This window comes from Parafrankia sp. EUN1f (assembly GCF_000177675.1).
GTDB lineage: Bacteria > Actinomycetota > Actinomycetes > Frankiales > Frankiaceae > Parafrankia.
The window spans coordinates 26,502-52,563 of sequence record NZ_ADGX01000056.1 but is presented as its reverse complement, the minus strand read 5'-3'; the positions used below and the strand labels follow the sequence as shown (position 1 = coordinate 52,563).

Here is a 26,062-nt window from a genome sequence, read left to right as displayed (position 1 = left end):
CGCTGCGGACCTGGGCCCGGGTGAGGTACAGCCGTGCCCTGGCCCGGGTGACACCCACATACGCCAGCCGCCGTTCCTCCTCCAGCTCGGTCGGATCCCCGAGCGTGCGCAGGTGTGGGAAGACACCGTCCTCCAGCCCGGTGAGGAACACGACCGGGAACTCCAGACCCTTCGCGCTGTGCAGCGTCATCAGCGTGACGACGCCGTCGGAGCCGTCGTCGTCGGGGATCTGGTCCGCGTCCGCGACGAGCGAGACCTGCTCCAGGAACTCGGCCAGGCTGCCGTCGGGACGCCGTTCGGTGAACTCCTGGACCACCCCGACGAGCTCCCGCAGGTTCTCGACCCGCCCCTGGGCCTCGATGGTGTCCTCCGCGACGAGCTCGGAGAGATAGCCCGTCCGCTCCAGCACGGCCTCGATCACGGCCAGCGGGCCGCTCGGCAGCAGGTCACGCAGATCGCCCAGCAGCGCCACGAAGTCCCGGACCGACCGGGCCGATCTGGTCGCCACCCCGGGCACCTCGTCCACCCGGGCGAGCGCGTCGGCGAACGGGATGCGCTCGCGCTCCGCGAAGGCCGAGATCATCGCCTCGGCGCGGTCACCGATCCCGCGGCGCGGAACGTTGAGAATCCGCCGCAGGTTCACCGTGTCCGTCGGGTTCGCCAGCACCCGCAGGTAGGCGAGCAGGTCACGGATCTCGCGGCGCTCGTAGAACCGGACGCCGCCGACCACCCGGTACGGCAGCCCGACCCGGATGAAGATCTCCTCGAACACTCGGCTCTGGGCGTTCGTCCGGTAGAAGACCGCCACGTCCGCCGGCCGGGCGAGCTTGTCGTCGCTGAGGCGGTCGATCTCCTCCGCGACGAAGGCGGCCTCGTCGTGCTCGTTGTCGGCGACGAAGCCGACGATCCGCTCGCCGTCACCGGCATCGGACCACAGGCGCTTCGCCTTGCGCTGGGCGTTGCGCGCGATCACCGCGTTCGCCGCGGAGAGGATCGTCTGGGTGGACCGGTAGTTCTGCTCCAGCAGGATGACAGCCGCGTTCGGGTAGTCCTGCTCGAACTCGACGATGTTGCGGATGTTCGCCCCGCGGAAGGCGTAGATCGACTGGTCGGCGTCCCCGACCACGCACAGCTCCGCCGGCGGTACGGCCCCGGAGGCGGGGACCGGACCGCCGCCGCCGTGGCCTGCTCCCGCCGGCCCCGCGCCCTCGTCGCCGCCCGTGCCGGGCTGGCCCTCCGCCGCACCCGATCCCGCCCCCGCGCTCCCGGCCGGGCCGGGGCGGCCGACCAGCTCGCGGACGAGGACGTACTGGGCATGGTTGGTGTCCTGGTATTCGTCGACGAGCACGTGGCGGAACCGCCGCCGGTAGTGCTCGGCGACGTCGGGGAACGCCTGGAGCAGGTTGACCGTCATCATGATCAGATCGTCGAAGTCCAGCGCGTTCGCCTGTGCGAGCCGCTGCTGGTAGGAGGCGTACACCTCGGCGACGGTTCGCTCGATGTGGCTCGCGGCTCGGTCCCGGGCCGTCTCCCAGTCGACGAGCTCGTTCTTCAGAGCGCTGATCGCCACCGCGAGCGCCTTGGCGGTGTGGCGCTTGGGGTCGAGGTCGAGATCGCGGGTGACCAACGTGAGCAGGCGCTGGGCATCCGCCGCGTCGTAGATGGAGAAGGAGGAGGCGAATCCGAGCCGCGCCGCCTCCGAACGCAGAATGCGCACGCAGGCCGAGTGGAACGTGCTCACCCACATCGCTCTGGCCCGCCCGCCGACGAGCGCCTCGACGCGCTCCTTCATCTCCCCTGCGGCCTTGTTCGTGAACGTGATCGCGAGGATCTCGCCCGGCCGCACGCCACGCGCCGCGAGCAGGTAGGCGATGCGGTGGGTCAGCACCCGGGTCTTGCCCGAGCCCGCACCGGCGACGACGAGCAACGGCGCGCCCGCGTGCACCACCGCCGCGTGTTGCTGCGGGTTGAGCCCCTCCAGCAGTTCGCCCGGGTCGAGACGAGGCGGCCTGGGGCGACCCGCTCCGGCCTCGAGCACCGCCGGGCCGAAGTCGCCCGACGCCCGACCGCCGCCGGCGGCCCCGCCGCGCGCCGCACCGCCGCCGGCCGCCGCGCCCTCCCGCGAGCCCGCACCGCCAAGGGGCGCCAGACCGTCGACCAGCGATTCAGGGCCAAAGGTGTCGTCGAAAAGAGTGCTCATCAGACCTCGATCGTACGTTCGACGGACGAACCGCCCGACGCGGTGGCCAGGTCAACCACAGCGCCATGATGCCGGGCGGGTCCGACACTTCCATGCTCGGCCCGCGGGTCGGCGCTCGGGTCCGGACGCTTTCACCCCGGACGCGGTCACCCAGGCGCGTTCGTCCGAGCGCCCGCGGACGCGCCGGCCGCGAGCGCGGCCACCCTCGCGTCCACCGCGGGGTCGAGGTTGCCGCCGGAGAGCACCACCGCCGTGGCGCCGTGGGCGAGCCGGGGCATCCGCAGCAGGGCCGCGACACCGGCGGCTCCTGCGGGCTCCACCCGGTGGCCCGACCGCCGCAGCGCGACCATCGCCTCCCAGAACGCGTCCTCGTCGACCGTGACGACGTCATCCACCAGCCGTTCGGCCAGTGCCAGGGTAAGCCGGCCGGGCGCGCCGACCGCCATGCCGTCGGCCACGGTTCCCGTGGCTGCCCCGGCCTGGCAGGCATCGGTGCCGGAGCCCGTGCCGGTACCGGGAGCGCCCGGTGGGACGACCAGGCGGCGGCCGGTGTGAAAGGACGACGCGAACGCCGGCGCGGCGGCTGCCTGGACACCGATCACGCGAACGTCCGGCCGCAGGCCCCTGAGCGCCACCGCCAGACCACTCAGCAGACCACCACCACCCACCCCGACGATCACTGTCGAAAGCTCCGGCACCTGCTCCAGGAGCTCCAGCCCGATCGTTGCCTGGCCCGCGATGACAGCCACGTCGTCGAACGGGTGGACCAGCAGCCCACCGCTGGCGGCGGCGAAGGCGTCGGCGGCTCTCAGCGCGGCGTCGACGCCTCCCGGCACGTGCTCGACGCGGGCGCCCAGCGCGCGGGTACGCGCGACCTTGGCCGGGTTCGCACCCTCGGGCACGAAGATGGTCGCGGCGACGCCGAAGTGAGCCGCCGCGAAGGCGACGCCCTGGGCGTGGTTGCCGGCGCTCGCCGCGACGACTCCCCGCGCGCGTGCCCGCGGCCCCGCGGTCGCGATCCGGTTGAACGCGCCCCGCAACTTGAACGAACCGGTGTGCTGCTCGTGCTCGCACTTGAGCCAGACCGGCGCACCGACATGCCCGGTCAGACTCCCGGCCGCCGGCACGACCCGGGTACGGCGCGCCACACCGCCCAGCCACCCGGCGGCCGCGGTGACCTCGGCGAGGTCGACCGGCAGGCCGCAAACGCCAGAGCGGACAGGACCACCGGACAGGCCGAAGCTGCCAGCCAGGCCAGTGGTGCCAGCCAGCCCCGAGCTGGCAGGCAGGCCGGCGGGACGCAGCCCGGCCGCGTCACAACCGCGGGCACGGGGAGCGGTGCGCCCACCGGACGAGCGGTGGGCGGGCAGCGGGCCTCGGGCGCGTTCCGGCGCCGGCACGGCTGACTGCGGACTGATCCGGGCGAGGGCCCCCGCTGCCCCGCCCTGGCGTTCTCCGGCGCCGTCGGCGTCGGTCGGGTCGTCCGCGCGGGAGGACCCGGCGCCGTCAGCCGGCGGCCTTCTTACGGATGGTGATGTCATCGACACTCTCCTGGTGGCTCGGCGGCCACCTCACCCCTGCGGCCGCGGCAAACGAAAAAGCCCCCCGCCGATGGGCGGAAGGGCTTGGCGCGCGACCCTCTCGGGCGTCGCGCGCCTACGTAATCACCATGAGGAACAGCGGCACACCTCTAGAGTGCGCCGCGGCGCGGACGTAGTCAAACCGGCCGGCCGGCAGGGGACGCTTCGTCCGGGCGACAGAGCCGTCCGCGACCAGCCCGACACCGGGCGGTTCCACTCCGACGGGATCGCCGTTGTGAGCCGAAGACAGCACTGTCATACTCCACTAAATATCCGTAATGTCCGGTTCGTTATGTTCCCCACGGGGAATCGCCGGATCGCATCCGAGGTTTATTGCCACCGAGCGGCAACTCCCCGACACAAAACACCGGCCGCCGGGATCGTATGAACTCGCCTCGAACATCCGAGCGGAATACCTTCCGCCAGCGCACCCAAACCTATGTCTCGACCGAGCGCGGGTGGCTCACGATGGCACCGGACTAGGCCGGACAAGGCCTATGAAGTCCGCACCGAGGTCGACCCCCGGAGAGCCTCCAGACGGACATCCGCGGAATGCTTCGGCGCCCATCGCCATGTCGGCGGGCCACTGCGAACCCACAAACAGCCACGAAACGACACAAAACCCACGAGGATCGACACCTGACGGCAATATAGGGACATGTAACTCCCAACACCTTGCGCCGAGGCCGCCGTCGACGGTCCGGCGGTGTAGCCGGCGGACCAGCCGGCTACACCGAAACCGATCGCCTTACTCCCACTCAATCGTGCCGGGCGGCTTCGACGTGATGTCGTAGACGACCCGGTTCACCTGCGGCACCTCGTTGACGACCCGGTTGCTGATGCGCTCCAGCAACGCGGCAGGCAGCCGGGCCCAGTCGGCCGTCATCGCGTCCTCACTGGTCACGGCACGAAGAACCACCGGGCAACCGTAGGTCCGCTCGTCACCCTGGACCCCCACTGATCGAACATCCGCGAGCAGCACCGCGAAGACCTGCCAGATCTCGCGGTCGAGCCCGGCCCGGCGGATCTCCTCGCGGACCACCGCGTCGGCGGCGCGCACGATGTCGAGCCGCTCGGGCGTCACCTCTCCGATGATCCGCACGGCGAGCCCGGGCCCGGGGAAAGGCTGGCGCCAGACGATCTCCTCGGGAAGCCCGAGCTCCTCGCCGAGGTGGCGGACCTCGTCCTTGAAAAGCGTGCGCAGTGGCTCGACCAGCGCGAACTGCAGGTCGTCGGGAAGGCCACCGACATTGTGGTGGGACTTGATCTTTGCCGCGGTCGGTGAGCCGGACTCGATGACGTCGGGATACAGCGTGCCCTGCACAAGGAATCCGATCCTGGCGCCCTCGGCCTCGGCCCGCGCGTCGAGCTCCCGGGCGGCCTCCTCGAAGACCCGGATGAACTCACGGCCGATGATCTTCCGCTTCTGCTCGGGATCGGTGACACCGGCCAGCGCCGCCGCGAACCGGTCGGCCGCCTTCACATGCACCAGTTCGACGCCGGTCGAGGCGACGAAGTCGCGTTCGACCTGCTCGGCCTCCCCGCCCGGAGCAGGCCATGGTCGACGAACACGCAGGTCAACGCATCCCCGACGGCCCGCTGCACCAACGCGGCCGCCACCGCCGAGTCGACGCCGCCAGACAGACCACAGATAAGGCGACCGCCGCCCACCTGCTTGCGCACCGCGGCAACCGCCTCGTCGACGATGTTGAGCATCGTCCAGGACGGCCGGCAGCCCGCTCCCGCCAGCAGGAAGTGACGCAGGACGTCCATCCCCCGCTCGCTGTGGACGACCTCGGGATGGAACTGCACGCCGTAGAGGCGACGATCGGGATCCTCGAACGCCGCGACCGGCGTCGACGGGGTCGATGCCGTCACCCTGAACCCGGGGGGCGCCGCCGTCACCGAGTCACCGTGGGACATCCACACCTGCTGGGAGACGGCGAGCCCGTCGAAGAGCACTCCGGGGTCGCTCACCTGCAGGCGGGTCGCCCCGTACTCGGCGGTGCCGGTACGCGCGACCGTCCCCTCCAGCGCCTGGGCCATCACCTGGTGGCCGTAGCAGATCCCGAGGACCGGGATCCCGGCGGAGAAGAGGGCCGGATCGACCCGCGGGGCGCCCGGCGAGTAGACCGACTTCGGGCCGCCCGAAAGGATCAACGCTGCCGGACGGCGAGCCAGGATCTCCGCGACCGGCATATCCCACGGGACGATCTCCGAGTACACATGGCACTCACGCACACGGCGAGCGATCAACTGGGCGTACTGCGCACCGAAGTCGATCACAAGAACGGTGTCGTATCCGGGATGTGCATCGGTGGAGCCATAGCTGCCACGAGGTGACTCGTTCACTCATCAAGCCTACGGACGCCGACGCGGATGCGTGCCGGGTGGCGCGCGCCGCCCGGCGGCGGCACATTGGAGACGTCTTCGGCTCGTCCGGACGAACCGACCGGCGAAGGACTCGCGAAGACCGTGATGCGTGATCCGATCGAAAGGTCCATGAACGTCCTCACCCGCGATCGATGCGGCCAACCCATGGATCAGCTCGACCCACAGTGCCCACCGAGATGGGCATCGGTGACAAACTCGGGCGCAAACCGCCCACAACTGGCCCGTGACCCACAACGGGCGTACGGTGGGCGCCTTTCGGATGCTCACTACGTCCCGCTAAGGTGCGTTGTGAGGGACATCCGGGCCCGATACCGAGCCATCCTGGTACGACCTGTTCCGGGAGGCTGGCGGAGAGGTTGCGAAGGTACGTGCGCAGACAACCGATGGCCAGCAGCACGGGCATGGCCACAGACCAGCCGCCCATGGCTGCCGCTGGTTCGTCCGTGGAAGACAACGGACACCACGGCGACCAGCCCCCGACGCCGCCACGACCGGAACGAGCCGGTGGGCGCGGCCTTCGTCAGACGGTGACCGACCCGACCAACTGGCGGGTACGCACCAAGCTGATCGCGATTCTCGCCGTGCCCGTCGTGGCCATCCTGGTCAACTCCTCGATCCAGGCGGCCTCCGTGCTGACCAGCACTCGGGACGTCAACCGGATCCGCGACCTCATCGAGATCAACCGATCGGCGTCCACCCTCGTCCACGCCCTGCAGGAGGAGCGGACCTACACCGCCGGCAGGATCGCCTCCAGCGGCAGCAGCAGCGGTGGCGGCAGCGGGAGCAGTGCCGTGGCCTCCGTGGCCGCCCGGCAGACGGCGACGAACGACGCGCTCACCAGCTACCAGAACATCGTCAAGCGGCACGAGGGGTCCTTCGGGCCCGAGGTCCGCAACTCGCTGCGTGACACCACCAACGCCCTGGGCCATCTGGCCAACCTGCGCAAGGCCAGCACCAGCATGGCGGACCCGAGCTCGGTGCGCGCCGCCTATTCACCCCTGATCACCTCCCTGATCGATCTGGTGGTCCTGATCCCCCAGGGAAATGACGATCCGGCGCTGCTGCGCAGCGTCAACGCCGCCGATCACCTCGTTCGCGCGAACGAGGAAATCGCGACGACGCAGACCCTCGCGTACAGCGTCATCCTGAGCGCTGATCCATTCTCGACCGACGACTACCGCGAGTTCCTCACCGCTCACTCACAGCGGATCGAGCTGGTCCGTGCGTTCGAGGAAGACGCAACTCCCGCTCAGCTCGCCCGCTTCCGGGAGAAGCTCAACCCCGACGAGAGCCTGGACATCAAGAGCACTGATCTCTACACGGAGCAGATACTCGAGGCCACCACCGGCCAAAAGCTCGCGTCTCCGCCGTCGGAGAAGTGGGCGCGAGCCACCCAGGAATGGATCAACCTCAGCTCCGAGGTGGACGTCACCCTGCTCGACGACATCGACAATCGGGTGGACGAGCTGCGCGGCAGCATTCAGCGCGGCGCGCTGCTCTCCGGTCTGCTGATCGTCTTCATTCTCGCCAGCGCCCTGCTGGCGGCCGTGGTCGTCGCCCGGTCGCTGGTCCGGCCGCTGCTCTCGCTGCGAACGGCCGCACTCGACGTCGCCGGCCGCCGGCTGCCCGACGCCGTCCGCCGACTGCGCGACTCCAGTGATCAGACCCTCAACGACGACGTCGAGCCGATCGGTATCGACTCCGACGAGGAGATCGGTGAAGTCGCGCGGGCGTTCGACGCGGTCCACCGGGAGGCGGTCCGGCTCGCCTCCGAGCAGGCCGTCCTGCGGAACAACGTCAACGCGATGTTCGTGAACCTCTCCCGGCGAAGCCAGGGACTCGTCGAGCGGCAGCTCCGCCTGATCGACGATCTGGAGAACCGTGAGCAGGACCCGGACCAGCTCGCCAACCTCTTCAAGCTCGACCACCTCGCCACCCGTATGCGGCGGAACAACGAGTCGCTGCTGGTTCTCGCCGGCACGGACACCGCGCGGCGGTGGACCCACCCCGTCCCGGTCAACGAGGTCGTCCTCGCGGCCATCTCCGAGGTGGAGCAGTACACCCGGGTGAAGCAGACCGGTGCCGCGCCGGTCTCCATCGCCGGCAGCGGTGTGAGCGACGTCGTCCACCTGATCGCCGAGCTGCTCGAGAACGCCACGTCCTACTCCCCACCGGTCACGGACGTCCTGGTCTCCAGCCACTCACTCGGCCCGGGCGCCGGCGCCATGATCGAGATCGAGGACCAGGGCATCGGCATGCCCGCGAAGGAGCTCGAGCGGGTCAACGACCGCCTCGCCAATCCGCCGGTCGTCGACGTCTCCGTCTCCCGGACCATGGGTCTGTTCGCCGTCGGTCGGCTGGCCAGCCGGCACGGCATCCGCGTCCAGCTGCGCGAGTCCGCCTCCGGCGGCATCACCGCGGTTGTCCGGCTGCCCGCGAAACTGGTCACCGGTGACAGCGGCGCCGTCCCGGGCGGCCCGCGCCCGGCGGCCCTCAGCCCGGCCACGGGTGGTCGGGATGCCGCCGCCAGCCCCGCCCTCCCTCCCGCCCGCGGGAACGCCCTTCCCCCGCCCCCGAGCGCAACGGGCTGGGAGCAGGCCTGCAGACCACGAACTTCAGCCCCGTCGTCGATCCAGCGGCAGCCTCGGCGGCCGGCGGCTCCTCGTTCGCGCCCGCCAGCAACGGGCTCGCCCGGGACCCCGGTTTCGGGCCGCCGGCGACCGGAGGCTTCGCCACCCCCGGCGGGGCGTCGCTGTTCGACGGCTCCCGGTCGGACCGGTCGGACCGGTCCGACCGCAACGGCCAGTACGCGCGTGACCCCCGCGGCTACCGGGACAACACCTCTGACCGGGCTCCCGCCGGTGCCGAACCAGGCGGCGGCGACTCGACCGGCTCCTACCCGATGCACGGGCGCGGCCCGGAGGACTCCGGCGAGTTCTCCCTGGAGGCCTTCAACTCCGGTCCGCTTCCGCTGCCCTACCGCGACGGCGCCGGCTACGGCGGGCCGGGCTCCGGCGAGCAGCCCCGCGCCTACGCGCCTCCAACGGGGCGACGTGAGCTGGAGCAGGCACCGGAGCCCGGCCCGGACCTCGCCGACACCGGTGGCTTCTCCACGGACACCGGCGGCTACTCCCTCGACACCGGTGGCTTCTCCACGGACACCGGCGGCTTTCCCCTCATGGATGGCCGCTACGACGAGGCACCGCCCTCCGGTCCGCTGCCCGTCGGGCCGGTCACCGGCCCCACCCAGATGTACAGCGAGCCGGACACCGACGCTCTGCAGCGGCCGGGCGGGGTCTTCAACCGCGCGCCCAGCCGACCCAGCCCCGAACCGAACGACGCGTTCCCCCAGACCGGCCCGAACCTCGCCGCGGCCTTCCGGAGCAACCGGGGGGTGGACCCGACGCAGAGCGGCCCGCTCGCCCGGTCCGCCTTCGGGGGCGGAGAGGACACCGGCGAGATCGTCGCGGACGAGCAGGAGGGGGACGACGCCCTCACCACGCCGATCTTCGATTCGGTCTCGGCCTGGTTCCAGCGCAGGACACCCGAGCCCGCCGACGGCCAGCAGGCCCCGGTCCAGCAGGCCCCGGTCCAGCAGGCCCCGGTCCGGCCGGGCCCTGTCCGCGGTCAGGGCATGACCGGAGCGGCGGCCGCATCGGTGTTGGGGACGCCCCTGCCGCGGCGGGCCCAGCCGCAGGCACCAGCCCGCCCGGGTATGCCACCGGCGGCCGCACCGCGGGTACCGACGCGGGGCGAACCCCTTCTCGAATCCCCCGCTCGGGGGATGCGCCGCCCAGGGGCCGGGATTCCGGCACCCGCGGCGGCACAGGCGCCGCGGCCGATGCCGCAGACCGGGCCGCAGCGCCTGACCCCCACCGGGCCGGCCGCCGGGCAGACCGCCGACGGCTCCTGGTCTTCCGCGGGTGACGAGGGCTGGAAGGCCGCGGAGCAGCTCCGTCAGCCCAGCACCGGCGGCACCACACGGTCCGGACTTCCGGTTCGAGTTCCCATGACCCATCTCGTGCCCGGCAGCGCCGAACCAGCGCCCCGCCGGCGTCCCCCCGAGCCGACGACACGCTCGCCAGAGGCTGTCGGTGGACGGCTCGCCAGCTTCTACCAGGGCGTGCGGCAGGGACGTGATGTCGGAGTCGACACCACGAGGAACCCCCGACGTGACGCGCAGGAGGAACGGTGACACCCGTGAGTACCGAGGCTCAGAACCTCAACTGGTTGATCAACAACTTTGTTGACCGGGTTCCGGGCGTCGCCCACACCGTGGTGGTTTCCGCCGACGGACTGTTGTTGGCTGTTTCGGACGGTTTCCCCCGGGACCGGGCCGACCAGCTCGCTGCGGTCGCCTCTGGGCTGGTGAGCCTCACAGGCGGCGCCGCCCGGGTGTTCGAGGCCGGAGCCGTGACGCAGACCGTCGTCGAGATGGAACTCGGCTTCCTGTTCATCATGGCCATCAGCGACGGGGCCAGCATGGCGGTACTCGCCGCGCCGTCCTGCGACATCGGCCTTGTCGGCTACGAGATGGCGTTGCTCGTCACCCGTGCCAAGGACGTCCTCACTCCGGCTCTGCGAGCCGAGCTGCAGGGAACGCTTCCGCGGTGAATGTGGGTAGGTCCAGGGAGTCAGGGTGAGCATCGATCCCGAGAACGCGCCCGGACCGGTCGTCCGCCCCTATGCGATGACCGGTGGGCGGACTCGGTCCCGTTACGAGCTCGCCATAGAGGCACTCGTCTTCACAACCCCGCTCGGTGAGGAGCGGGCACTAAGCCTCAACCTGGAGCAGCAGACCATCGCTGCCATGTGCCGGCAGGTGCGGTCAATCGCTGAGATCGCCGCCGGTCTGAGGGTGCCTCTCGGGGTCGCCCGCGTCCTGGTAGGCGACATGGCGGACGAAGGCTTCGTCCGCGTCCACCAGCAGCCGGACCGCGATGAGGCGCCGGATCTCGCGTTGCTCGAAAGGGTTCTCAGTGGCCTTCGAAAGCTCTGACCACAGACGGGTCAACTCCGCCGTCGCCACCACGTCTGTCAAGATCGTGGTGGCGGGTGGGTTCGGCGCCGGCAAGACGACGTTCGTGGGCTCCGTGTCCGAGATCGTCCCGCTGCGCACCGAGGCCGTCATGACCGAGGCCGGCGCACATGTCGACGACCTCACTCATCTCGTTGACAAGACCACCACGACCGTGGCGATGGACTTCGGCCGTGTCTCCCTGGACGAGGACCTGATCCTCTATCTGTTCGGGACCCCCGGGCAGTACCGGTTCTGGTTCATGTGGGACGACATCGTCCGGGGTGCGATCGGCGCGATCGTGCTGGCGGACACCCGGCGCCTCGCGGACTGCTTCGCGGCGGTCGACTACTTCGAGCAGCGTCAGCTTCCCTTCGTCATCGGGGTGAACTGCTTCGATGGCGTCCTTCGGCACTCCATCGAGGATGTGCGGGAGGCGCTGCAGATCAGCCAGGCCGTGCCGATCATCACCTGCGACGCGCGCAACCGCGACTCCACCAAGAGCGCGCTGATCGCCGTCGTCGAGCACACCATGTCGCGCGCGGCGGCGCGGACCTGACCCGCGGACGACGGATTCGCGGGCCCGGTGCCCGGCACTGACAACGGCGTGGGGGCGTTCCCGATCACGGGAGCGCCCCCACGCCGTTGTCGTGGACCTTCTCGAAATGGCGGAAAGCGGACGAGCGCAAAGCCATCCTGATGGCGGTGGGCCGCGGCTCCACCGAGCCGCGGCCCACCGCCACACCAGTCAGCTGTAGGCCACCGGTCAGGTGTTCATGCTCTGCAGGTCGACCATCCGGGTGCTGTCGGAATCCGGGGCGAGAGTCAGCCCGTTGGCCTCGACGACATGCAGGGCATAGGGGACGCTGGAGGACTGCTGCTTCGTCCACTTCCCGCCGGCCAGCGGAACGGTCGCGACGTTCTTGGGGATTCCGGTGTTCGGGGCGTTGTTGAAGCTGACGTTGCCAATGATCGTGCTCGCCTGCACTCCGGCGATCGCCGCGGCAACCGCACTGCGGTCATCGATGGAGTCGACGCTCTCGAGCGCCTGCGCGACGATCTCGAACAGTGCATGGATGAAGCCGAGCGGCTGGGACCAGGTACCCATGTCGAACTCGTTGGCCAGTTCCTCGGCCGTCCGCTTCGTCAGATAGCTGCGGTACTGGAACTTGGGCGACCAACCGACCTCCGTCGTGAACCCGTCGGCCGCGAGACCGAGCGCCTCCACATCCGTCGGGAAGAGGAGGGTGCTTGACAGGGTGACGATGTGCGGTTTGTAGTCCCTCTCGTTGAGCAGTTTCCAGAAGGCCGAGAAGTCGGTGATGCTCGGGTTGCCGGCGACTATCGACACCTTGTTGGAGACGATACCGTTGACGAACTCACCGAACGACTGGTCGCCGACGTTGTAGCGGTGCGTACCGGCAATCTGAAAACCATCGTCCGTGAGCTTCGACAACCCGTAGGCGGAGTTGTTGAAGGCCTCGCCCTCCTGGTTGTTGGGGAGCAGCAGGGCGACGGTGTGCGGGACGTCGAGCGCCCGCCACATCGCCCGGTAGGCCCCCCGGAGCTCCGCCATCCCCCAGTAGACGTGGTACGTCCAGGAGAACGGTGTCTCGGCCTTGCCGCCACGGCTGTAGAACCACGCCTCCCAGGGCACCGAGGTCGAAAGGCAGGGAACGCCCTGCGCCTCACAGACGTCGGACACCGGGTTCACGTTGTCCGCGCCGCCGCCGACCAGGACGATGTCCACGTTGTCGACGAAGATCAGATCGGCCGCGGCCGCGGCCGCACGGTTCCGGTCGGACTGCCCGTCCCGGACGAAGATCTCCACCGGTAGCGTGTTACGCCCGACCCGGGTGCCGTCGGCGAAGATGGTGTTCATGCTTTGGACGACGTGGGAGTCCACATCGGCGTAGCTTCGCAACGCCCCGGTGCGCGGGCTGACCATGCCGATGCGCACCTTGCGGGCCTCGCCGCCGCCGGAACCACCGCCACAGGCCGCCAGCAGGGTCGCCGCGGGCGCCGCGGCCGCGGCCATCCCGGCCGCCTTGAGAATGCCGCGACGATCAACCAGCCGCCAGCCCTCCGGACGCGTCTCGACCCGCGGGCCAGCCTGGACCGGCGGTGCCGTGTCCGGCGCCGATCCGATCGAATCGGGGAGGTCGGCACCTCCGTTGCTCGAGACCTCCTGGGCGGCGTCCCGCCGCCTGGCACCCGCAACGCGGTCAGACCAGAACATGACACACGATCCTGCCGCATGACCAAAAAATGGAATTCACCGGGTCCATCCCACTCCAACTCCGCCGCGAACGCCAGTGGGCCAGGCGGCCCCTTATGTCGGACTTCTACCGAAAGCCCTCACGGAGTGCAGCAGGTTCGATCCGTGCCGCCAACAATGATCTGTGCCGCGATCCGCGAAGCATCGATACTCAGCCCTCGCACTCGCATTCTGCACAGCGGGTGCACGCACTCATCAGCGTGCGCTCCGTCGGGCAGCCGCCGGGCCGGCCTGGAACCACTCAGTTCACGTAGCAGTACCGACGCGGCTTGCTCGGATCGTTCGCCACGGGCTGCAGGTAGAGCGTTCCCTGGGCCGCGCCACTGTTCATTTCGGAGAGGAGATGATCGGCCGGCACCCCGGCGAGCGGACCGCTGGTGAACTCGACCCGAGAGATCGTCGAACCCGACCGGTCGCCCTCAGACGGCGATATCGTGTACGTTCCCGGCGTATCGTTCCACGTGTATGTCAGCCCTGCCGCAGGGACGACGAGCACATCCGGGAGCACGTCACCAAGCATGTCGCCATTAGTGGCGCTCTCATTTTGCAGCCGGCACCGCCAGGTGCCGTTGACCATGGCCTTTCCCGCGATCGCCTCTTGTGAGGTCGCGACCTGCGTCGCCGGGCTGGGATTCGCCGTCGCCGCGTCCTGCGGCGATTTTTCCCCGCCACCGCCGACGAGCACGGTGTAGAGGCCGACGACAAGCAGCGAAACCACCAGCGCGATACCAAGCGGGCCGATCCACCCGTGCCGCAGCCAGGCCAGCCGGTCCTGCGGCAGGCTCGGCTCGTCCGGCTCGTCGTCGAAATCCGCAGGTTCCAGCACCCCGACCGCACGCGTCCCGCGCCGATCGGCGGCGGCGCCGCCACGGGCTGTGCCGCTACCGCTAACGCTTCCGCTGCCACTGGCGGCGCCGGCACGACCGCCACCACCGGCCGTGCCGGCATCACGGCCACGACCGCCACGGCTGCCACGGCCGGTCTCGCCGTGGCCACCCCGGCTGTCGACGCTGTCGGCGGAATCCCCCCGTGACCTGCCTGCCAGGCCCGCGCCGTCGCCGTCGCGGCTGGCTCTGCCGGCACCGCGCGCCGCCGACCGGCGATTGGGTGACGGCGGATCCTCAACCTCCGGCGCACCGCTGGCGGCCTTGTTCGCGCGTGCCGCGCGGAACCGACCGGTGGGGGCCGCGTCGGCGGGGCTCTCCTCGGAACGCCCGGGGCCTCGCCGCTGCGAAGGCGCGGAGACCGCCTGCAGGCTGTTGGTGTCCGTCACCGGATTCGGGGTGCGCCGACGGTCAGCCGGCACTCCCCGTGCGCCCGTCCGGCGTACCGACCGGGACGGCTGCCACCCGGAATCATCGCTCGCGTCGGGCGTACCTCCACCTCGCCCACGACGCGTCACCAGCGACGTCATCTCGACCGCGCTCTCGGGACGCCGTTCCCTGCCCGGCCTGGTCACCGGGCCGGCCTTCGGGCTCGTTGCCGCCCGGGGACCGGTTCCGGCTCCGGCATCCGGCCGCGGCGCCGGGGGCGAGGAGACCACGCCCGACTCCGGGCCCGCCCCGCCGGAACGCCCCGGCGGCAGCGCCGGAACACCCCCTGTGTATGGCGGACGTCCCGTGGTGATGGTGTCCTCGACCGCCGGGCGTGCCGCCGGCGTACGCCACGGCCCGGACGGTGCCGTCTGACCGGGCAACGCCGTCTGACCGGGCAGCCCCGTAGGTCCGGGGTCAAGGCCCGCCGGACTGGAACGAGGCGGCGGTGTGCCTGGTGCGGACCGCCCGACAGCGGGATGGTGACCGGACGTCGCCACGGGGGCCTGCGCCGCCAGAGGGCGCGCAGGAGTGCTCCCGACAGGGGGAGCGGCCGCCCCGCCACCGGTCGACGGGCCACCGGTCGACGGGCCACCGGTCGACGGGCCACCGGTCGGTGCACCGCGGGTCGGGGAGAATCCGCTCGGCCCGTGAACGGCTCCGGGGTCGGTGCCGTAGCCGCCCGGACCGCCCAGACGGTAGCTCGTCTCCAGGCCGGCCGAACCGTACTGGCCGGCAGCCGGCGCCGGCGTGTGCTGACTCCAGCCCGGGTCAGCACGGCCCTGGTAGCCGTCGTGAGGTCGTTGCGACGACTGGGAATGCCCGCCGATCGGCGGGCCCTGCCGCGGACGGTCACCGGTCAGCGGATCGCGGCCCAGCTGGCCGCCGGTCGGCGGGACCTGCCGAAGGTGACCGCCGGTCGGCGGGCCCTGCCGAGAATGACCACCGGTCGGTGAAGTCTGGCGGGGCGGCAGCGACGCACCCATCTGCTGCCCCGAACCCGACCCGTGCCCGTTCCACGGGTCCACGGTGTTCTGCCCCGCCGTACCAGCCGTACCAGCCGTGCCGGCCCCGGCACCGCTGTCGGGCCGCGCCGGGTAGCCGGTCACCGGCCTGGGAAAACCACCCGTCTGATCGAGCCGCAGCGGCGCACCGCTCCTCGGCCCGCTCGGCGCCTGTGGCGGCGCCAGGTCGGACGTGTTCGGACGAGGCGGCTGGTAGCCGTTGTATCCGGCCTGTTCGCCGCCGCGGCCCGGCCCGTCCAAAGGCGCGGGGTGCTCCGCGGGACGTGCCGGATAGGCCGACGGAAGAGCGAAGCTTCCAGTGGCGGGGTTGAGTCCACCCGACGAACCGGTGCTGTCACCGGCAGGAAGCCAGCCCCGCGAGGATGTGCTCGGGTCCGGGCCGCCGATACGCACCGATCCGGTGTCGGGGCTGATCGGACGAACCGGCGGGAAGGCCCCGCTCTCCGTCGGGTACCGCGGTGGTGGTGTCGGCTCGACATACGTCTGTGTCGCCGGCCCGTAGCTCGGCGGCACCGGAAATCCGCCGGTGGCCGGCCGCTGTGGGTCGAGATCCGGTCGGACGGCTCCGACGTCGACCGCCGGCACGCCACCGCTCCAGGTGGAGCTGACATCGAACGGATCACTACTGCGAGGTGCGGCGCCACCGACCACAGGACCGCCGTCGACCGCGGAACCACCACCGGGCGATGCGCCACCGGAGACCATGGGCCCGCCGACGATCGGACCATCGACGACCGGACCACCTGTCAGCGGGGAACTACCGCTCACATCGCGGTCGACGTCCCGCCAGGGTGTGACATCCCAGCCGACGTCCGCGGTCGCGGGCGGCCGGTAGGTGGTCGACTCCTCCGGCTCCCCGACACGTTCGACGGCGAAGAAGTCATCGTCGCGACGACCGCCGGTTGGTCGGTCCGTGCTGCCTGCTGTCACGGATCAATCACCCGCCTGCCGCCACGAGGGTTGGGCTCACGTGCCAGCGCCAAGCCCGCGCCCATCGTTGTCGCCTCATTGATTCCGCTCATCGACCGCCCTCGTCGGTGAGGCCATGACTGCGACCGCGAATGTGGCCACGACCTTTCCCACGGCCCCCAGGGAGCCGCCGAACCGATAAGACGTGAACCGGCCGTAAACGGGATCATCACACTGTACACGGACACTCTCACCGCAGCGTACGGCAGGCCGTGTAGACCTCGCGCACGATGCGTTGGGAGTCCTCGGACTCGACATCTCGGCTGAAGGCCAGATACTGCTCCTGGCTGTACTTGTCCTCCAGTTTCTGCAGCGTGCAGGTGCAGTAACGCTCGTTGCCGTTGCTGACACCGAGGCAGGCGTCAATGTAGGTCTGACGGACCGTGGTGTCGTAGCGACCCTCCGGTACGGCGGAGCTGGTGGCGGTTGCGCTCTTGTCGTCACCGCCCCCCAGGACGATGAATCCGGCCGCCCCGAGCGCGACGACGAGCACGACGGCGGTCGCGATCGCGATCGCCGTCGGCCGACGCAGCATCGCCGCGATCCACCCGGTCAGGCCCGCGAGACCCGGCGCCGGATCGACCCCGCCCACGACAGCGCCGTCGAAGCCGGGCTCGCCGTCCTCGCCGCCCGCCTCCCAGTCTCCATGCGGGTCCAGCACGCCCACCGGACGAGGCCTGGTCCCACGCCGCCGCGCCGCCGCACGGTCACGACCCTCCCGGCCATCGCCGGGATCACGGCCGCCGGGCGTGTCCGAGGTGCCGTACCAGCCGTCGGCGTCGGGAATCCATTCGTCGCCCGGATCCGAGGCGGGGTCCGGGCGCACGTCCGGGCCTGTCGTCGACGTCGGCCGGACGGGCGCGGTGCGCCGGGGAATGCCATCGGTGTTCTCGGCGGGATCACGCGCGATCTCCGGCACCGCCCAGGCGGACCCGCCGCCGGCGCCCTGGGATCCTGTGGGCAGGGGAAGCGGATCTGTGCTGTCGCCACCGACCCGGACCGGATCCGCGCCCGCACCGTCCGAGCGACGCGGCCCGCTGTCACCCTGCGCGCCCCGCGCCTGGTCGCCCCGCGCCTGGTCGCCGCGCGCCTGGTCGAACCGGACCGGATCGGTGTGAGTCGGATCGACGCTGACGACCGGGTCGACACGGACGATCGGGTCGGTGCGTATCGGATCGACACGGACCGGATCGACCTGAATCGGATCGGCACTGGCTGGTCCGGGCTTCACCAGATTCGTACCCACGACCTCCGCGGGACTCCCACCGACACGCGGCGCATCGGTCGAGCTCCCGTAGCCGGAGAAGGCCGAGGCAGTCCGGGTCGGCCCGGTATACGCCTCACCGGTGAAGATCGGACCGGTCGGTGTCGCGCGGTCGGGCGCGGGAACGGTCGGGCCCGCCTCGGGCGGGGTCCAGGCATCGATGGACATGCGGGTGACCGGACTCGCGGACGTCGCATCCGCCACGCGGGAACGGAAGGCCGCAGTGCTCTCACCTGCCGCGACCACAGAGCCCGCGGCGCCCACCGCGTGGCCGGCAACGGGGCGCGCGGCCTCGGCACGCCAACCAGCGGCGGTTCCCTCGGGCGCTGAGGGACCCGCCGCGGGCACGTCAGGACGCGGCGCAGCGTTCACCAGCCGCCAGGTCTGGGCGGGTTCGTCCCAAACGTAGGCGCCGTCGTCGCTGACCCAGCGGCCGTTCTCGTCGAGGCGCATCGGTCATCCTTCGATCCGGAGACGGACGGATCCCAGGGTGCCACGACGAACCGCGCGCAAGGCGCCCGGGTCGACAGCGTGGGCGCCACGCGCCATCGGCCCCACCCCTGTTGGCCCGCTCAGCCTCCGGCCGCGATCATGACCTCTGCCTTCTGGAATTCCTTCAGCGTCGCGTAGCCCGTTGTGGCCATCGCCACGCGCAGCGCTCCGGCGATGTTCGCCACACCATCCTCGGCCGTGCCACCACCGCCGGTGAGAATTTCCGCCACGGAGTGTGACGTCGCCACCGGTGCCCAACGCCCACGAGGCAGGTCCGAATGAAGGATCTCCATCGACCAGGCCGCGCCCTGGCCGGGAGCGTCCACCGCCTGCGCGAGCAGCGAATCCACCATGACGGCGTCTGCTCCGCACGCCACCGCCTTCGCCACATCCCCGCCGGTACGGAGATCGCCGTGGGCGATGACGTGGACATAACGACCACCGGACTCGTCGAGGTAGCGCATTCGCGCACCCGCCGCGTCGGCGATCGCCGTCGCCAGCGGTACACCGATTCCGAGGGTTGAGGCGGTGTCGTCACCCAGCCCGCCGCCGACTCCGACGATCACACCGGCCGCCCCCGTACGCATCAGATGCAGCGCCGTGGAGAAGGACGCACAGCCGCCGACCAGCACCGGAATGTCGAGCTGTCCTATGAACTGCTTCAGGTTGAGCGGCTCGGTACGACGCGACTGATGCTCCGCCGACACCGCCGTGCCATGGACGACCAGGAGGTCGACGCCGGCAGCCACCACATAGGGGCACAGGGACCGCAGCTTCTGCGGCCGCAGCGCGGCCGCCGTGACGACCCCGGCCTCCCGCATCTCCTGCAGACGCGCGCCGATGAGCTCGGGCTGCACAGGTGCGGCGTACAGCTCACGCAGACGCCGGGTGGCGGCGACCGCACCGGACTCGGCGCCGAGCGCCGCCACCTCGGCCAGGAGCGGCTCGGGATCCTCGTGCCGGGTCCAAAGGCCTTCCAGGTGCAGCACCCCGAGCCCACCTAGACGCCCGAGAGCGATCGCCGACGCGGGCGAGGTGACCGCGTCGGCGGCCGCCGCGACGATCGGAAGCCCGAAGCGGTAGGCATCGATCTCCCAGCCGAGCGAGACGTCGGCTGGGTCGCGGGTTCGTCGCGACGGAACGATGCCCACGGCGTCCAGGCCGTAGGCCACCCGCGCGTTCTTCCCGATACCGATCTCGACGTCAGCCACCGCGTCCGGCCTCCTGGTCAACTAAGTAGTTACGCCAACCACCCTGCCTACCAGACGGACAGCCGGCCGCGGCAGGAACGATGCTGGACAGGCGCCTGGATCACGAGCCTCTTCCATCTCACGGTCCACGGTCAGGGATGCCGCAGGTCCGAATCGACGGTGGAAGGGCTCACCGGGTGTAGTTCGGCGCCTCGACCGTCATCTGGACGTCGTGGGCGTGGCTCTCGGTGAGCCCGGCGGAGGTGATCCGCACCAGCTGGCTGCGCTCCTGGAGATCACGGATCGTCGCCGACCCGGTGTACCCCATCGCGGCCCGAAGCCCGCCGATGAGCTGGTGCGCCATGCCCGCCAGCGAGCCACGGTAGGGAACCTGGCCCTCGACCCCTTCAGGCACGAGCTTGTCGTCGGACAGCACGTCGTCCTGGAAATAACGGTCCTTCGAGTAGGACCGGTTTCCGCCCCGGCTGCGCATGGCGCCGAGCGAGCCCATCCCCCGGTAGGACTTGTACTGCTTGCCGTTGATGAAGATCAGCTCGCCCGGGCTCTCGTCAACGCCCGCGAGCAGGCTGCCGAGCATCACCGTGTCGGCACCGACCGCGATCGCCTTCGCGATGTCACCGGAGTACTGCAGGCCGCCGTCCCCGATGACCGGCACGCCGGCCGCCCGGGCGGCCCGCGCGGCCTCGTAGATCGCGGTGACCTGCGGGACACCGACGCCGGACACGATCCTGGTGGTGCAGATGGAACCCGGCCCGACACCCACCTTGACGGCGTCGGCACCGGCGGCGACAAGTGCGGCCGCGCCCGCGGCCGTGGCCACGTTGCCGCCGATGACGTCCAGGGGACGGCCGTCGGCCCCGGCACGCATCTCCGTCTTGATCCGCGCGATCATGTCGGGCACCGCCCGGTGGTGGCCGTGGGCCGTGTCGACGACCAGGAAGTCGACACCCGCGGCGACCAGCACCTGGGCACGCTTGAACGCGTCCTCACCGACACCGATCGCGGCGCCGACCATGAGGCGGCCGTCCGCGTCCTTGGTGGCGTTGGGGTACTGCTCACGCTTGGTGAAGTCCTTCACCGTGATCAGGCCACGAAGCCGGCCCGCCTCGTCGACGATCGGCAGTTTCTCGATCTTGTTGTGCCGCAGCAGGCCGAGCGCGTCGTCGGCGGAGACACCGACCGCGGCGGTGACCAGCGGCATCGGGGTCATGACGTCCCGGACCCGGCGCGAGTAGTCCCGCTCGAAACGGATGTCGCGGTTGGTCACGATGCCGAGGAGCTGGCCATCCGGCTGGGTCACCGGCACGCCCGAGATGCGGTAACGCGCCATCAGCACGTTCGCTTCCTCGATCGTCGCCTCGGGTCCGCAGGTGATCGGCGCGGTGATCATGCCGGACTCGGAGCGCTTCACCATGTCGACCTGCTGTGCCTGGTCGTCGACCGAAAGGTTGCGGTGCAGCACACCGACGCCGCCCTGGCGGGCCATGGCGATCGCCATCCGCGCCTCGGTCACGGTGTCCATGGCCGAGGACACCAGCGGGATGGCCAGCGAGATGTTGCGCGACAGGCGGGTGGCCGTGTCGACCGACGCCGGCACCACCTCGGACTCCGCCGGCAGGAGCAGCACATCGTCGTAGGTCAGCCCCAGCATCGCCAGTTTCGGCGGGAGGGATGCTCCTTCGGCGCCGGGAGCGCCGGGAGCCGCGGAGGTGAAGCGGGCATCGGCCGATTGACCGAACGCCGAGTCGAGGTCGGGTTCCCCGCCCGCGCGCGTGGTCGGGGTCGTCGGGATGGCGGCGGAACCGTCCATGGCACCTTTCCGTTCGCGTCGGCCCCGCGCCGGCGGTGGCTTCCCCGCGGCGCGTGGGGGTTCCGCGCCCGGAAACCGGACGAGCCGGCAAACCCTGGGGGCACATCCGTACGAACAGATGTGCCGCCCGGAGCGACGTGTCGAGCACGCCGCGCGAGTGCGCGGCCCGCCGGCCGAGCGACGGTGATGCCCCCCATCGTAGAGGCCCCCTTACCGTTCCGAACGCCCCTGCGTGACCGAGAGCACCACAGATGCCACGCGTCGCCGACTCGACGCCGGGATGCGGACCGCTCCGTACCCGGTCCGTCGAAGTTCAGGTGGCTGATTACGAAATCAGCGAGCCCCTACCACAATGACCTTGTTTCCGTATCGGGTTTCGCGAAACACGATCCTTGCAGCCAGACAGGCCGAACACAGACCAGACCACCGGAGGCCGCACAGACACATCCCACCAGCTGTGCGAGCACCACTGGAAGCCATCCAGGACCGGACAGATTCGGGCATGTTGGACGAATGCCCCGCACGTCGGTGCCGGACTCGGTATCGGGACCACTAAGCTGGGGCTACAAGCGTAGCGTGTTCCTCGTGAGCAACGAGCCCCTCGACCCCTTCGCGGGCGACCCCGAGGACCCGGCGGCCGAGCTCGCGCAGCTCGATTCCGCCGAGGATCTGGACCTGCTTGAACCGCTGTCCCTCCGTGAGCGGGAAGAGATCCTCGCCGAGCTGGGCGACCTCGACGTCTTCCGGACGCTGCTCGAACCGCGTGGCTTCCGGGGACTTGTCGTCGACTGCGAGGGGTGCGCCGAGCCGCACTACTTCGACTGGGACCTGCTTGCCGGGAACCTGCGGCACCTCCTCGACGAGGGTCGCACCCGGGTGCATGAGCCCGCCTACGCTCCGGATCCCGCCTGCTACGTGAGCTGGGATTACGCACGCGGATTCGCGGATGGCGCCTACGAGGCCTCCACCGCGTCCGAGGCGGACACGCGGTGACGGGCTCAGTCGTCCGCTGAGCGGGCGGCCGTGCTGGCGGGCCTCGTGGCCAGACAGCCCGTGCCGACCGATGCCGCATGCCGGCCGGGCCCTGTCCTGGCCGGCACAGATGCCAGGCGACCCTTCGTCCGCGCTGGCCAGGCCAGGCGGGCATGCGCGCATGCCCTGAGCAGCTCGTGCTCTCCCAGGCGAACCTCTCCCGGCAAGTCAGGCGAATCCCGGCGTCGGCTCGTGTTCGACGTCGGCTCGTGTTAGCGACCGGTTGGCGGGTAGGTCGATGCTGCCGGCGGAGCGCGAGGCACCCGTGATCGATGGTGGTCTCGTGTCGTCGTCGGTGCCGGCGGTCGGACGTCCACGGGTCAGACCTGGTCGTGCCGTCCTCGTGTTCCCTGCCGGCGCCACCGACGGCCGTCGTCCGTCCACGTGCGGGCCACGGCCGCCCAGGCGCGGATCACACCGCGGTGGTCCACCCGTGGCCAGATGCCAGGCAGACCAGATGCCGGGCAAAGCGGGCGGCAGCGGGGGCGCGGCGCCGGCCGACCGGGTGAAATTCCAAGATCTCCAGTCGACGGCGGGCGGCTACGGTGACCGGGTAGTCGCGGCGCCAGCCGCTCAGGTCGAAAGGGGGGGTCAGACCTATGACCGACGTCCGACGACTTCCAGGCCCCGGTGCGGAGAAGTGGGAGTGGCAGCTCCACGGCGCCTGCCGAGGCGAGAGCACCGAGCTCTTCTTCCATCCCGAGGGCGAGCGCGGCCCGGCCCGAGCCGCGAGGGAAGCCGCGGCGAAGGCCATCTGCGCACGTTGTCCGGTCATCCGGGCCTGCGGAGAGCATGCCCTTGCGGCCCGGGAACCGTACGGCGTCTGGGGTGGAATGAGTGAGTCCGAACGGGAGGCCGTCCTGACCGGGCGCACCCGGCGAGGCGCGGCCCGTCACACGACGGCGCGGCCCGGTCTCGCACCGGCCTGCTGAAAGGTTCGATCACCGAGTACCGATATCCCCGGGCCCGTCCCCTGCCACGCCAGGACGGACCCGGGGATCTCGCGTCTGCAGGGACCCCATGGCCCCCAGAGGCCTCCCCTGCTCCAGAAGCACCCCTGCCGCAGAAGCACTCCCCGGCCCTCAGCTGGCCGATTGACCGCCCCCTGTTCGGACATCACCACCCATCCCCGGCGACCACCCGCGACGGGTGAGCGCCCCGTGATCAGGTGTCGGGTGCCCGACCCGGGTGGCGTCCGGCGCGACCTTGCTCGTGCACACCGGGGTGGCGCTCGTGCACACCGGCGATCGCCACCGGAGAACGACCGAGGCCCGGCCGGTCCTGATGACCGACCGGGCCTCGGCCACGGTGCTACCTCGCCGGTGCCGGCGGGTGGGCGACCCGCTGCTGCCGGGACGGGTCAGAAGCCCGGCCCGTGCGAGTGCGAGTGCCCGTGCCCACCGTGGGAGTGGGAGTGGCCCTGGGCCGCCGCGGGCGCCTCCGGCTTCTCCGCCACCAGGCTCTCGGTGGTGATGAGCAGCGCGGCGATGGACGCGGCGTTCGCCACCGCGGAGCGGGTGACCTTGACCGGGTCCACCACACCAGCTGCGACGAGGTCGCCGTAGTCGCCGGTGGCCGCGTTGAAGCCGATGCCGGTTCCGGTCTCGCGGACCTTGGACACGATCACCGCGCCCTCGAGACCGGCGTTCCGCGCGATCCAGGCAAGCGGCGCGTCCAGCGACCGGCGCACGATCTGCACGCCGGACCGCTCATCACCGGTGAGCCCGAGGTCGCCCTCGAGCACGGCGGCGGCGTCCACGAGCGCGGTCCCGCCGCCCGCCACGATGCCTTCCTCGACCGCGGCACGGGTCGCGGAGACCGCATCCTCGAGGCGGTGCTTCTTCTCCTTGAGCTCGACCTCCGTCGCGGCGCCGACGCGGATGACCGCGACCCCGCCGGCGAGCTTGGCCAGACGCTCCTGGAGCTTCTCCCGGTCCCAGTCGGAGTCCGAGAGCTCGATCTCCTGCTTGATCTGGCGGACCCGCTCACCGACGGTGTCGGCGTCGCCGCCACCGTCGACGATGGTGGTGGTGTCCTTGTCGACGACGATCCGCCGGGCCCGACCGAGGTCGGCCAGCGTGACCGAGTCGAGCTTGAGGCCGACCTCGGCAGCGACGACCTGACCGCCGGTGAGGACGGCGAGGTCCTGCAGCATCGCCTTGCGGCGGTCCCCGAAGCCGGGAGCCTTCACCGCGACGACCGTGAAGGTCTTGCGCACCGCGTTGACGACGAGGGTGGACAGCGCCTCGCCCTCGACATCCTCCGCGATGATCAGCAGCGGCTTGCGCTCCTGCACCACCTGCTCGAGCAGGGGCAGGATGTCGTTCAGGGCGCCGATCTTGCCAGGGTGCAGCAGCACGTAGGCGTCCTCGAGGACCGCCTCCATGCTCTCCTGGTCGGTTACGAAGTAGGGCGAGATGTAGCCCTTGTCGAACTGCATGCCCTCGGTGAGCTCGAGGTCCAGACCCATGGTCTGGCTCTCCTCGATGGTGATCACACCGTCCTTGCCGATCTTGTCCATCGCCTCGGCGATGAGCTCACCGACCTGGACGTCCTGCGCCGAGATGGCCGCGACCTGGGCGATCGTCTCCTTCGAGTCGACCTCGATCGCCGCCTCCAGCAGCGCCGAAGAGACGGCCTCGACGGCCGCCTCGATGCCGACCTTGAGCGACAGCGGGGAAGCGCCCGCGGTGACCAGCTTCAGGCCCTGGCGCACCATCTCCTGGGCCAGCACCGTCGCCGTCGTCGTGCCGTCACCGGCCACGTCGTTGGTCTTGGTGGCGACTTCCTTGGCAAGCTGCGCCCCCAGGTTCTGGTAGGGGTCGTCCAGCTCGACCTCGCGCGCGATCGTCACACCATCGTTGGTGATCGTCGGCGCGCCGTACGACTTGTCGATGACGACGTTGCGGCCACGCGGGCCGATCGTCACCTTGACGGCGTCCGCGAGGGCGTTGACACCCTGCTCAAGCGAGCGGCGCGCGTCCTCGTTGAACGTCAGAATCTTCGGCATACCTGCGTGTCCCTCCGACACGGCGGCCTGGCGAAACAAGAAGGGCGTGCCCCGCCGGGGCCCCGGTGGATACCGGGGACCACCGGTGGGACACGCCCCGCCTGCTGTTGCCGGCGACCAGTCCTACTTCTCGATGATCGCGAGGACGTCCCGGGCGGAGAGCACCAGGTACTCTTCGCCGGAGTACTTGACCTCGGTGCCGCCGTACTTGCTGTAGAGCACGACGTCGCCGACCTTGACGTCGAGCGGGACGCGCTTGCCGTCCTCGAAACGACCCGGGCCCACGGCCAGGACAGTCCCCTCCTGGGGCTTCTCCTTCGCCGTGTCCGGGATCACGATGCCGGACGCGGTGGTCGTCTCGGCGTCCGAAGGCTGGACGACGATCCGGTCCTCGAGCGGCTTGATTGCAACCTTGGTGGCGGTGGTCGTCACGATCGACCTCCCCCTTCCTTCGCTGGATGAGAGAG

The 26,062-nt window shown here is 70.6% G+C and carries 16 protein-coding genes and 1 pseudogene; 7 read left to right on the top strand and 10 right to left on the bottom strand.

Translation table 11 applies throughout. The features are described from left to right. From FREUN1FDRAFT_RS18255 to guaA, 3 genes and pseudogenes are all read right to left on the bottom strand, one after another. Nucleotides 1-2,200 (bottom strand): UvrD-helicase domain-containing protein (locus tag FREUN1FDRAFT_RS18255; RefSeq protein WP_006541603.1); only part of this gene is annotated, 2,200 nt, incomplete at its 3' end. A 146-nt stretch (nucleotides 2,201-2,346) separates the two neighbouring features. Then, a complete protein-coding gene (locus FREUN1FDRAFT_RS18250) occupies nucleotides 2,347-3,741 on the bottom strand; it encodes a threonine/serine dehydratase (RefSeq protein ID WP_006541602.1) in 1,395 nt (464 codons plus the stop codon). Between the two features lie 787 nt (nucleotides 3,742-4,528). After that, nucleotides 4,529-6,132 (bottom strand): annotated as a pseudogene (gene guaA / locus FREUN1FDRAFT_RS18240) (glutamine-hydrolyzing GMP synthase). A gap of 485 nt (nucleotides 6,133-6,617) precedes the next feature. Here guaA and FREUN1FDRAFT_RS18235 point away from each other — a divergent pair. From FREUN1FDRAFT_RS18235 to FREUN1FDRAFT_RS18220, 5 genes are all read left to right on the top strand, one after another. Then, nucleotides 6,618-9,812 (top strand): nitrate- and nitrite sensing domain-containing protein, encoded by a 3,195-nt coding sequence (locus tag FREUN1FDRAFT_RS18235; RefSeq protein WP_232295260.1) that lies wholly within the window; start codon nucleotides 6,618-6,620, stop codon nucleotides 9,810-9,812. Between the two features lie 203 nt (nucleotides 9,813-10,015). Next, on the top strand, nucleotides 10,016-10,369 hold the full coding sequence (locus tag FREUN1FDRAFT_RS46475; protein WP_232295259.1) for a hypothetical protein: 354 nt from the start codon (nucleotides 10,016-10,018) through the stop codon (nucleotides 10,367-10,369). After that, nucleotides 10,366-10,788 carry a roadblock/LC7 domain-containing protein gene (locus FREUN1FDRAFT_RS18230; RefSeq protein WP_006541597.1) on the top strand — a complete coding sequence of 141 codons (423 nt, stop codon included), beginning with the start codon at nucleotides 10,366-10,368 and terminating at the stop codon, nucleotides 10,786-10,788. The genes FREUN1FDRAFT_RS46475 and FREUN1FDRAFT_RS18230 overlap by 4 nt, the downstream gene beginning before the upstream one ends. A 25-nt stretch (nucleotides 10,789-10,813) precedes the next feature. Continuing rightward, a complete protein-coding gene (locus tag FREUN1FDRAFT_RS18225; RefSeq protein WP_006541596.1) occupies nucleotides 10,814-11,173 on the top strand; it encodes a DUF742 domain-containing protein in 360 nt (119 codons plus the stop codon). After that, the gene (locus FREUN1FDRAFT_RS18220; protein ID WP_035952152.1) at nucleotides 11,154-11,750 is read left to right on the top strand and encodes an ATP/GTP-binding protein; all 597 of its coding nucleotides are present in this window, start codon (nucleotides 11,154-11,156) and stop codon (nucleotides 11,748-11,750) included. Before FREUN1FDRAFT_RS18225 ends, FREUN1FDRAFT_RS18220 begins: the two co-directional genes overlap by 20 nt. Nucleotides 11,751-11,957: 207 nt before the next feature. On the opposite strand, the gene FREUN1FDRAFT_RS18215 is transcribed toward FREUN1FDRAFT_RS18220, so the two are convergent. The 5 genes from FREUN1FDRAFT_RS18215 to guaB all read right to left on the bottom strand — a co-directional run bounded on the left by FREUN1FDRAFT_RS18215 (nucleotide 11,958) and on the right by guaB (nucleotide 21,553). Then, nucleotides 11,958-13,430: an ABC transporter substrate-binding protein gene (locus tag FREUN1FDRAFT_RS18215; RefSeq protein WP_006541594.1), complete on the bottom strand. Its 1,473-nt coding sequence runs from the start codon at nucleotides 13,428-13,430 to the stop codon at nucleotides 11,958-11,960. A gap of 280 nt (nucleotides 13,431-13,710) precedes the next feature. Next, a complete protein-coding gene (locus FREUN1FDRAFT_RS39915; RefSeq protein ID WP_050795916.1) occupies nucleotides 13,711-16,737 on the bottom strand; it encodes a hypothetical protein in 3,027 nt (1,008 codons plus the stop codon). Between the two features lie 229 nt (nucleotides 16,738-16,966). Further along, nucleotides 16,967-18,493, bottom strand: coding sequence for a hypothetical protein (locus FREUN1FDRAFT_RS18180; protein WP_006541590.1), 1,527 nt, complete (start codon nucleotides 18,491-18,493; stop codon nucleotides 16,967-16,969). 119 nt (nucleotides 18,494-18,612) lie between these two features. Beyond that, the gene (locus FREUN1FDRAFT_RS18175; protein WP_006541589.1) at nucleotides 18,613-19,743 is read right to left on the bottom strand and encodes a GuaB3 family IMP dehydrogenase-related protein; all 1,131 of its coding nucleotides are present in this window, start codon (nucleotides 19,741-19,743) and stop codon (nucleotides 18,613-18,615) included. A gap of 169 nt (nucleotides 19,744-19,912) precedes the next feature. After that, nucleotides 19,913-21,553 carry an IMP dehydrogenase gene (guaB, locus tag FREUN1FDRAFT_RS18170; protein ID WP_006541588.1) on the bottom strand — a complete coding sequence of 547 codons (1,641 nt, stop codon included), beginning with the start codon at nucleotides 21,551-21,553 and terminating at the stop codon, nucleotides 19,913-19,915. A gap of 576 nt (nucleotides 21,554-22,129) precedes the next feature. Between guaB and FREUN1FDRAFT_RS18165 the strand changes: the two genes are divergently transcribed. Both FREUN1FDRAFT_RS18165 and FREUN1FDRAFT_RS18160 read left to right on the top strand, forming a co-directional pair. Then, on the top strand, nucleotides 22,130-22,546 hold the full coding sequence (locus tag FREUN1FDRAFT_RS18165; RefSeq protein WP_035952132.1) for a DUF5319 domain-containing protein: 417 nt from the start codon (nucleotides 22,130-22,132) through the stop codon (nucleotides 22,544-22,546). 638 nt (nucleotides 22,547-23,184) lie between these two features. Further along, nucleotides 23,185-23,517, top strand: a complete 333-nt coding sequence (locus tag FREUN1FDRAFT_RS18160; protein ID WP_006541586.1) for a WhiB family transcriptional regulator — start codon at nucleotides 23,185-23,187, stop codon at nucleotides 23,515-23,517. Between the two features lie 428 nt (nucleotides 23,518-23,945). Here the strand turns inward: FREUN1FDRAFT_RS18160 and groL are convergent, their stop codons facing one another. Further along, nucleotides 23,946-25,595 carry a chaperonin GroEL gene (groL, locus tag FREUN1FDRAFT_RS18155; RefSeq protein ID WP_006541585.1) on the bottom strand — a complete coding sequence of 550 codons (1,650 nt, stop codon included), beginning with the start codon at nucleotides 25,593-25,595 and terminating at the stop codon, nucleotides 23,946-23,948. A 123-nt stretch (nucleotides 25,596-25,718) separates the two neighbouring features. After that, on the bottom strand, nucleotides 25,719-26,027 hold the full coding sequence (gene groES / locus FREUN1FDRAFT_RS18150) for a co-chaperone GroES (protein ID WP_006541584.1): 309 nt from the start codon (nucleotides 26,025-26,027) through the stop codon (nucleotides 25,719-25,721). Nucleotides 26,028-26,062 lie beyond the last annotated feature (35 nt).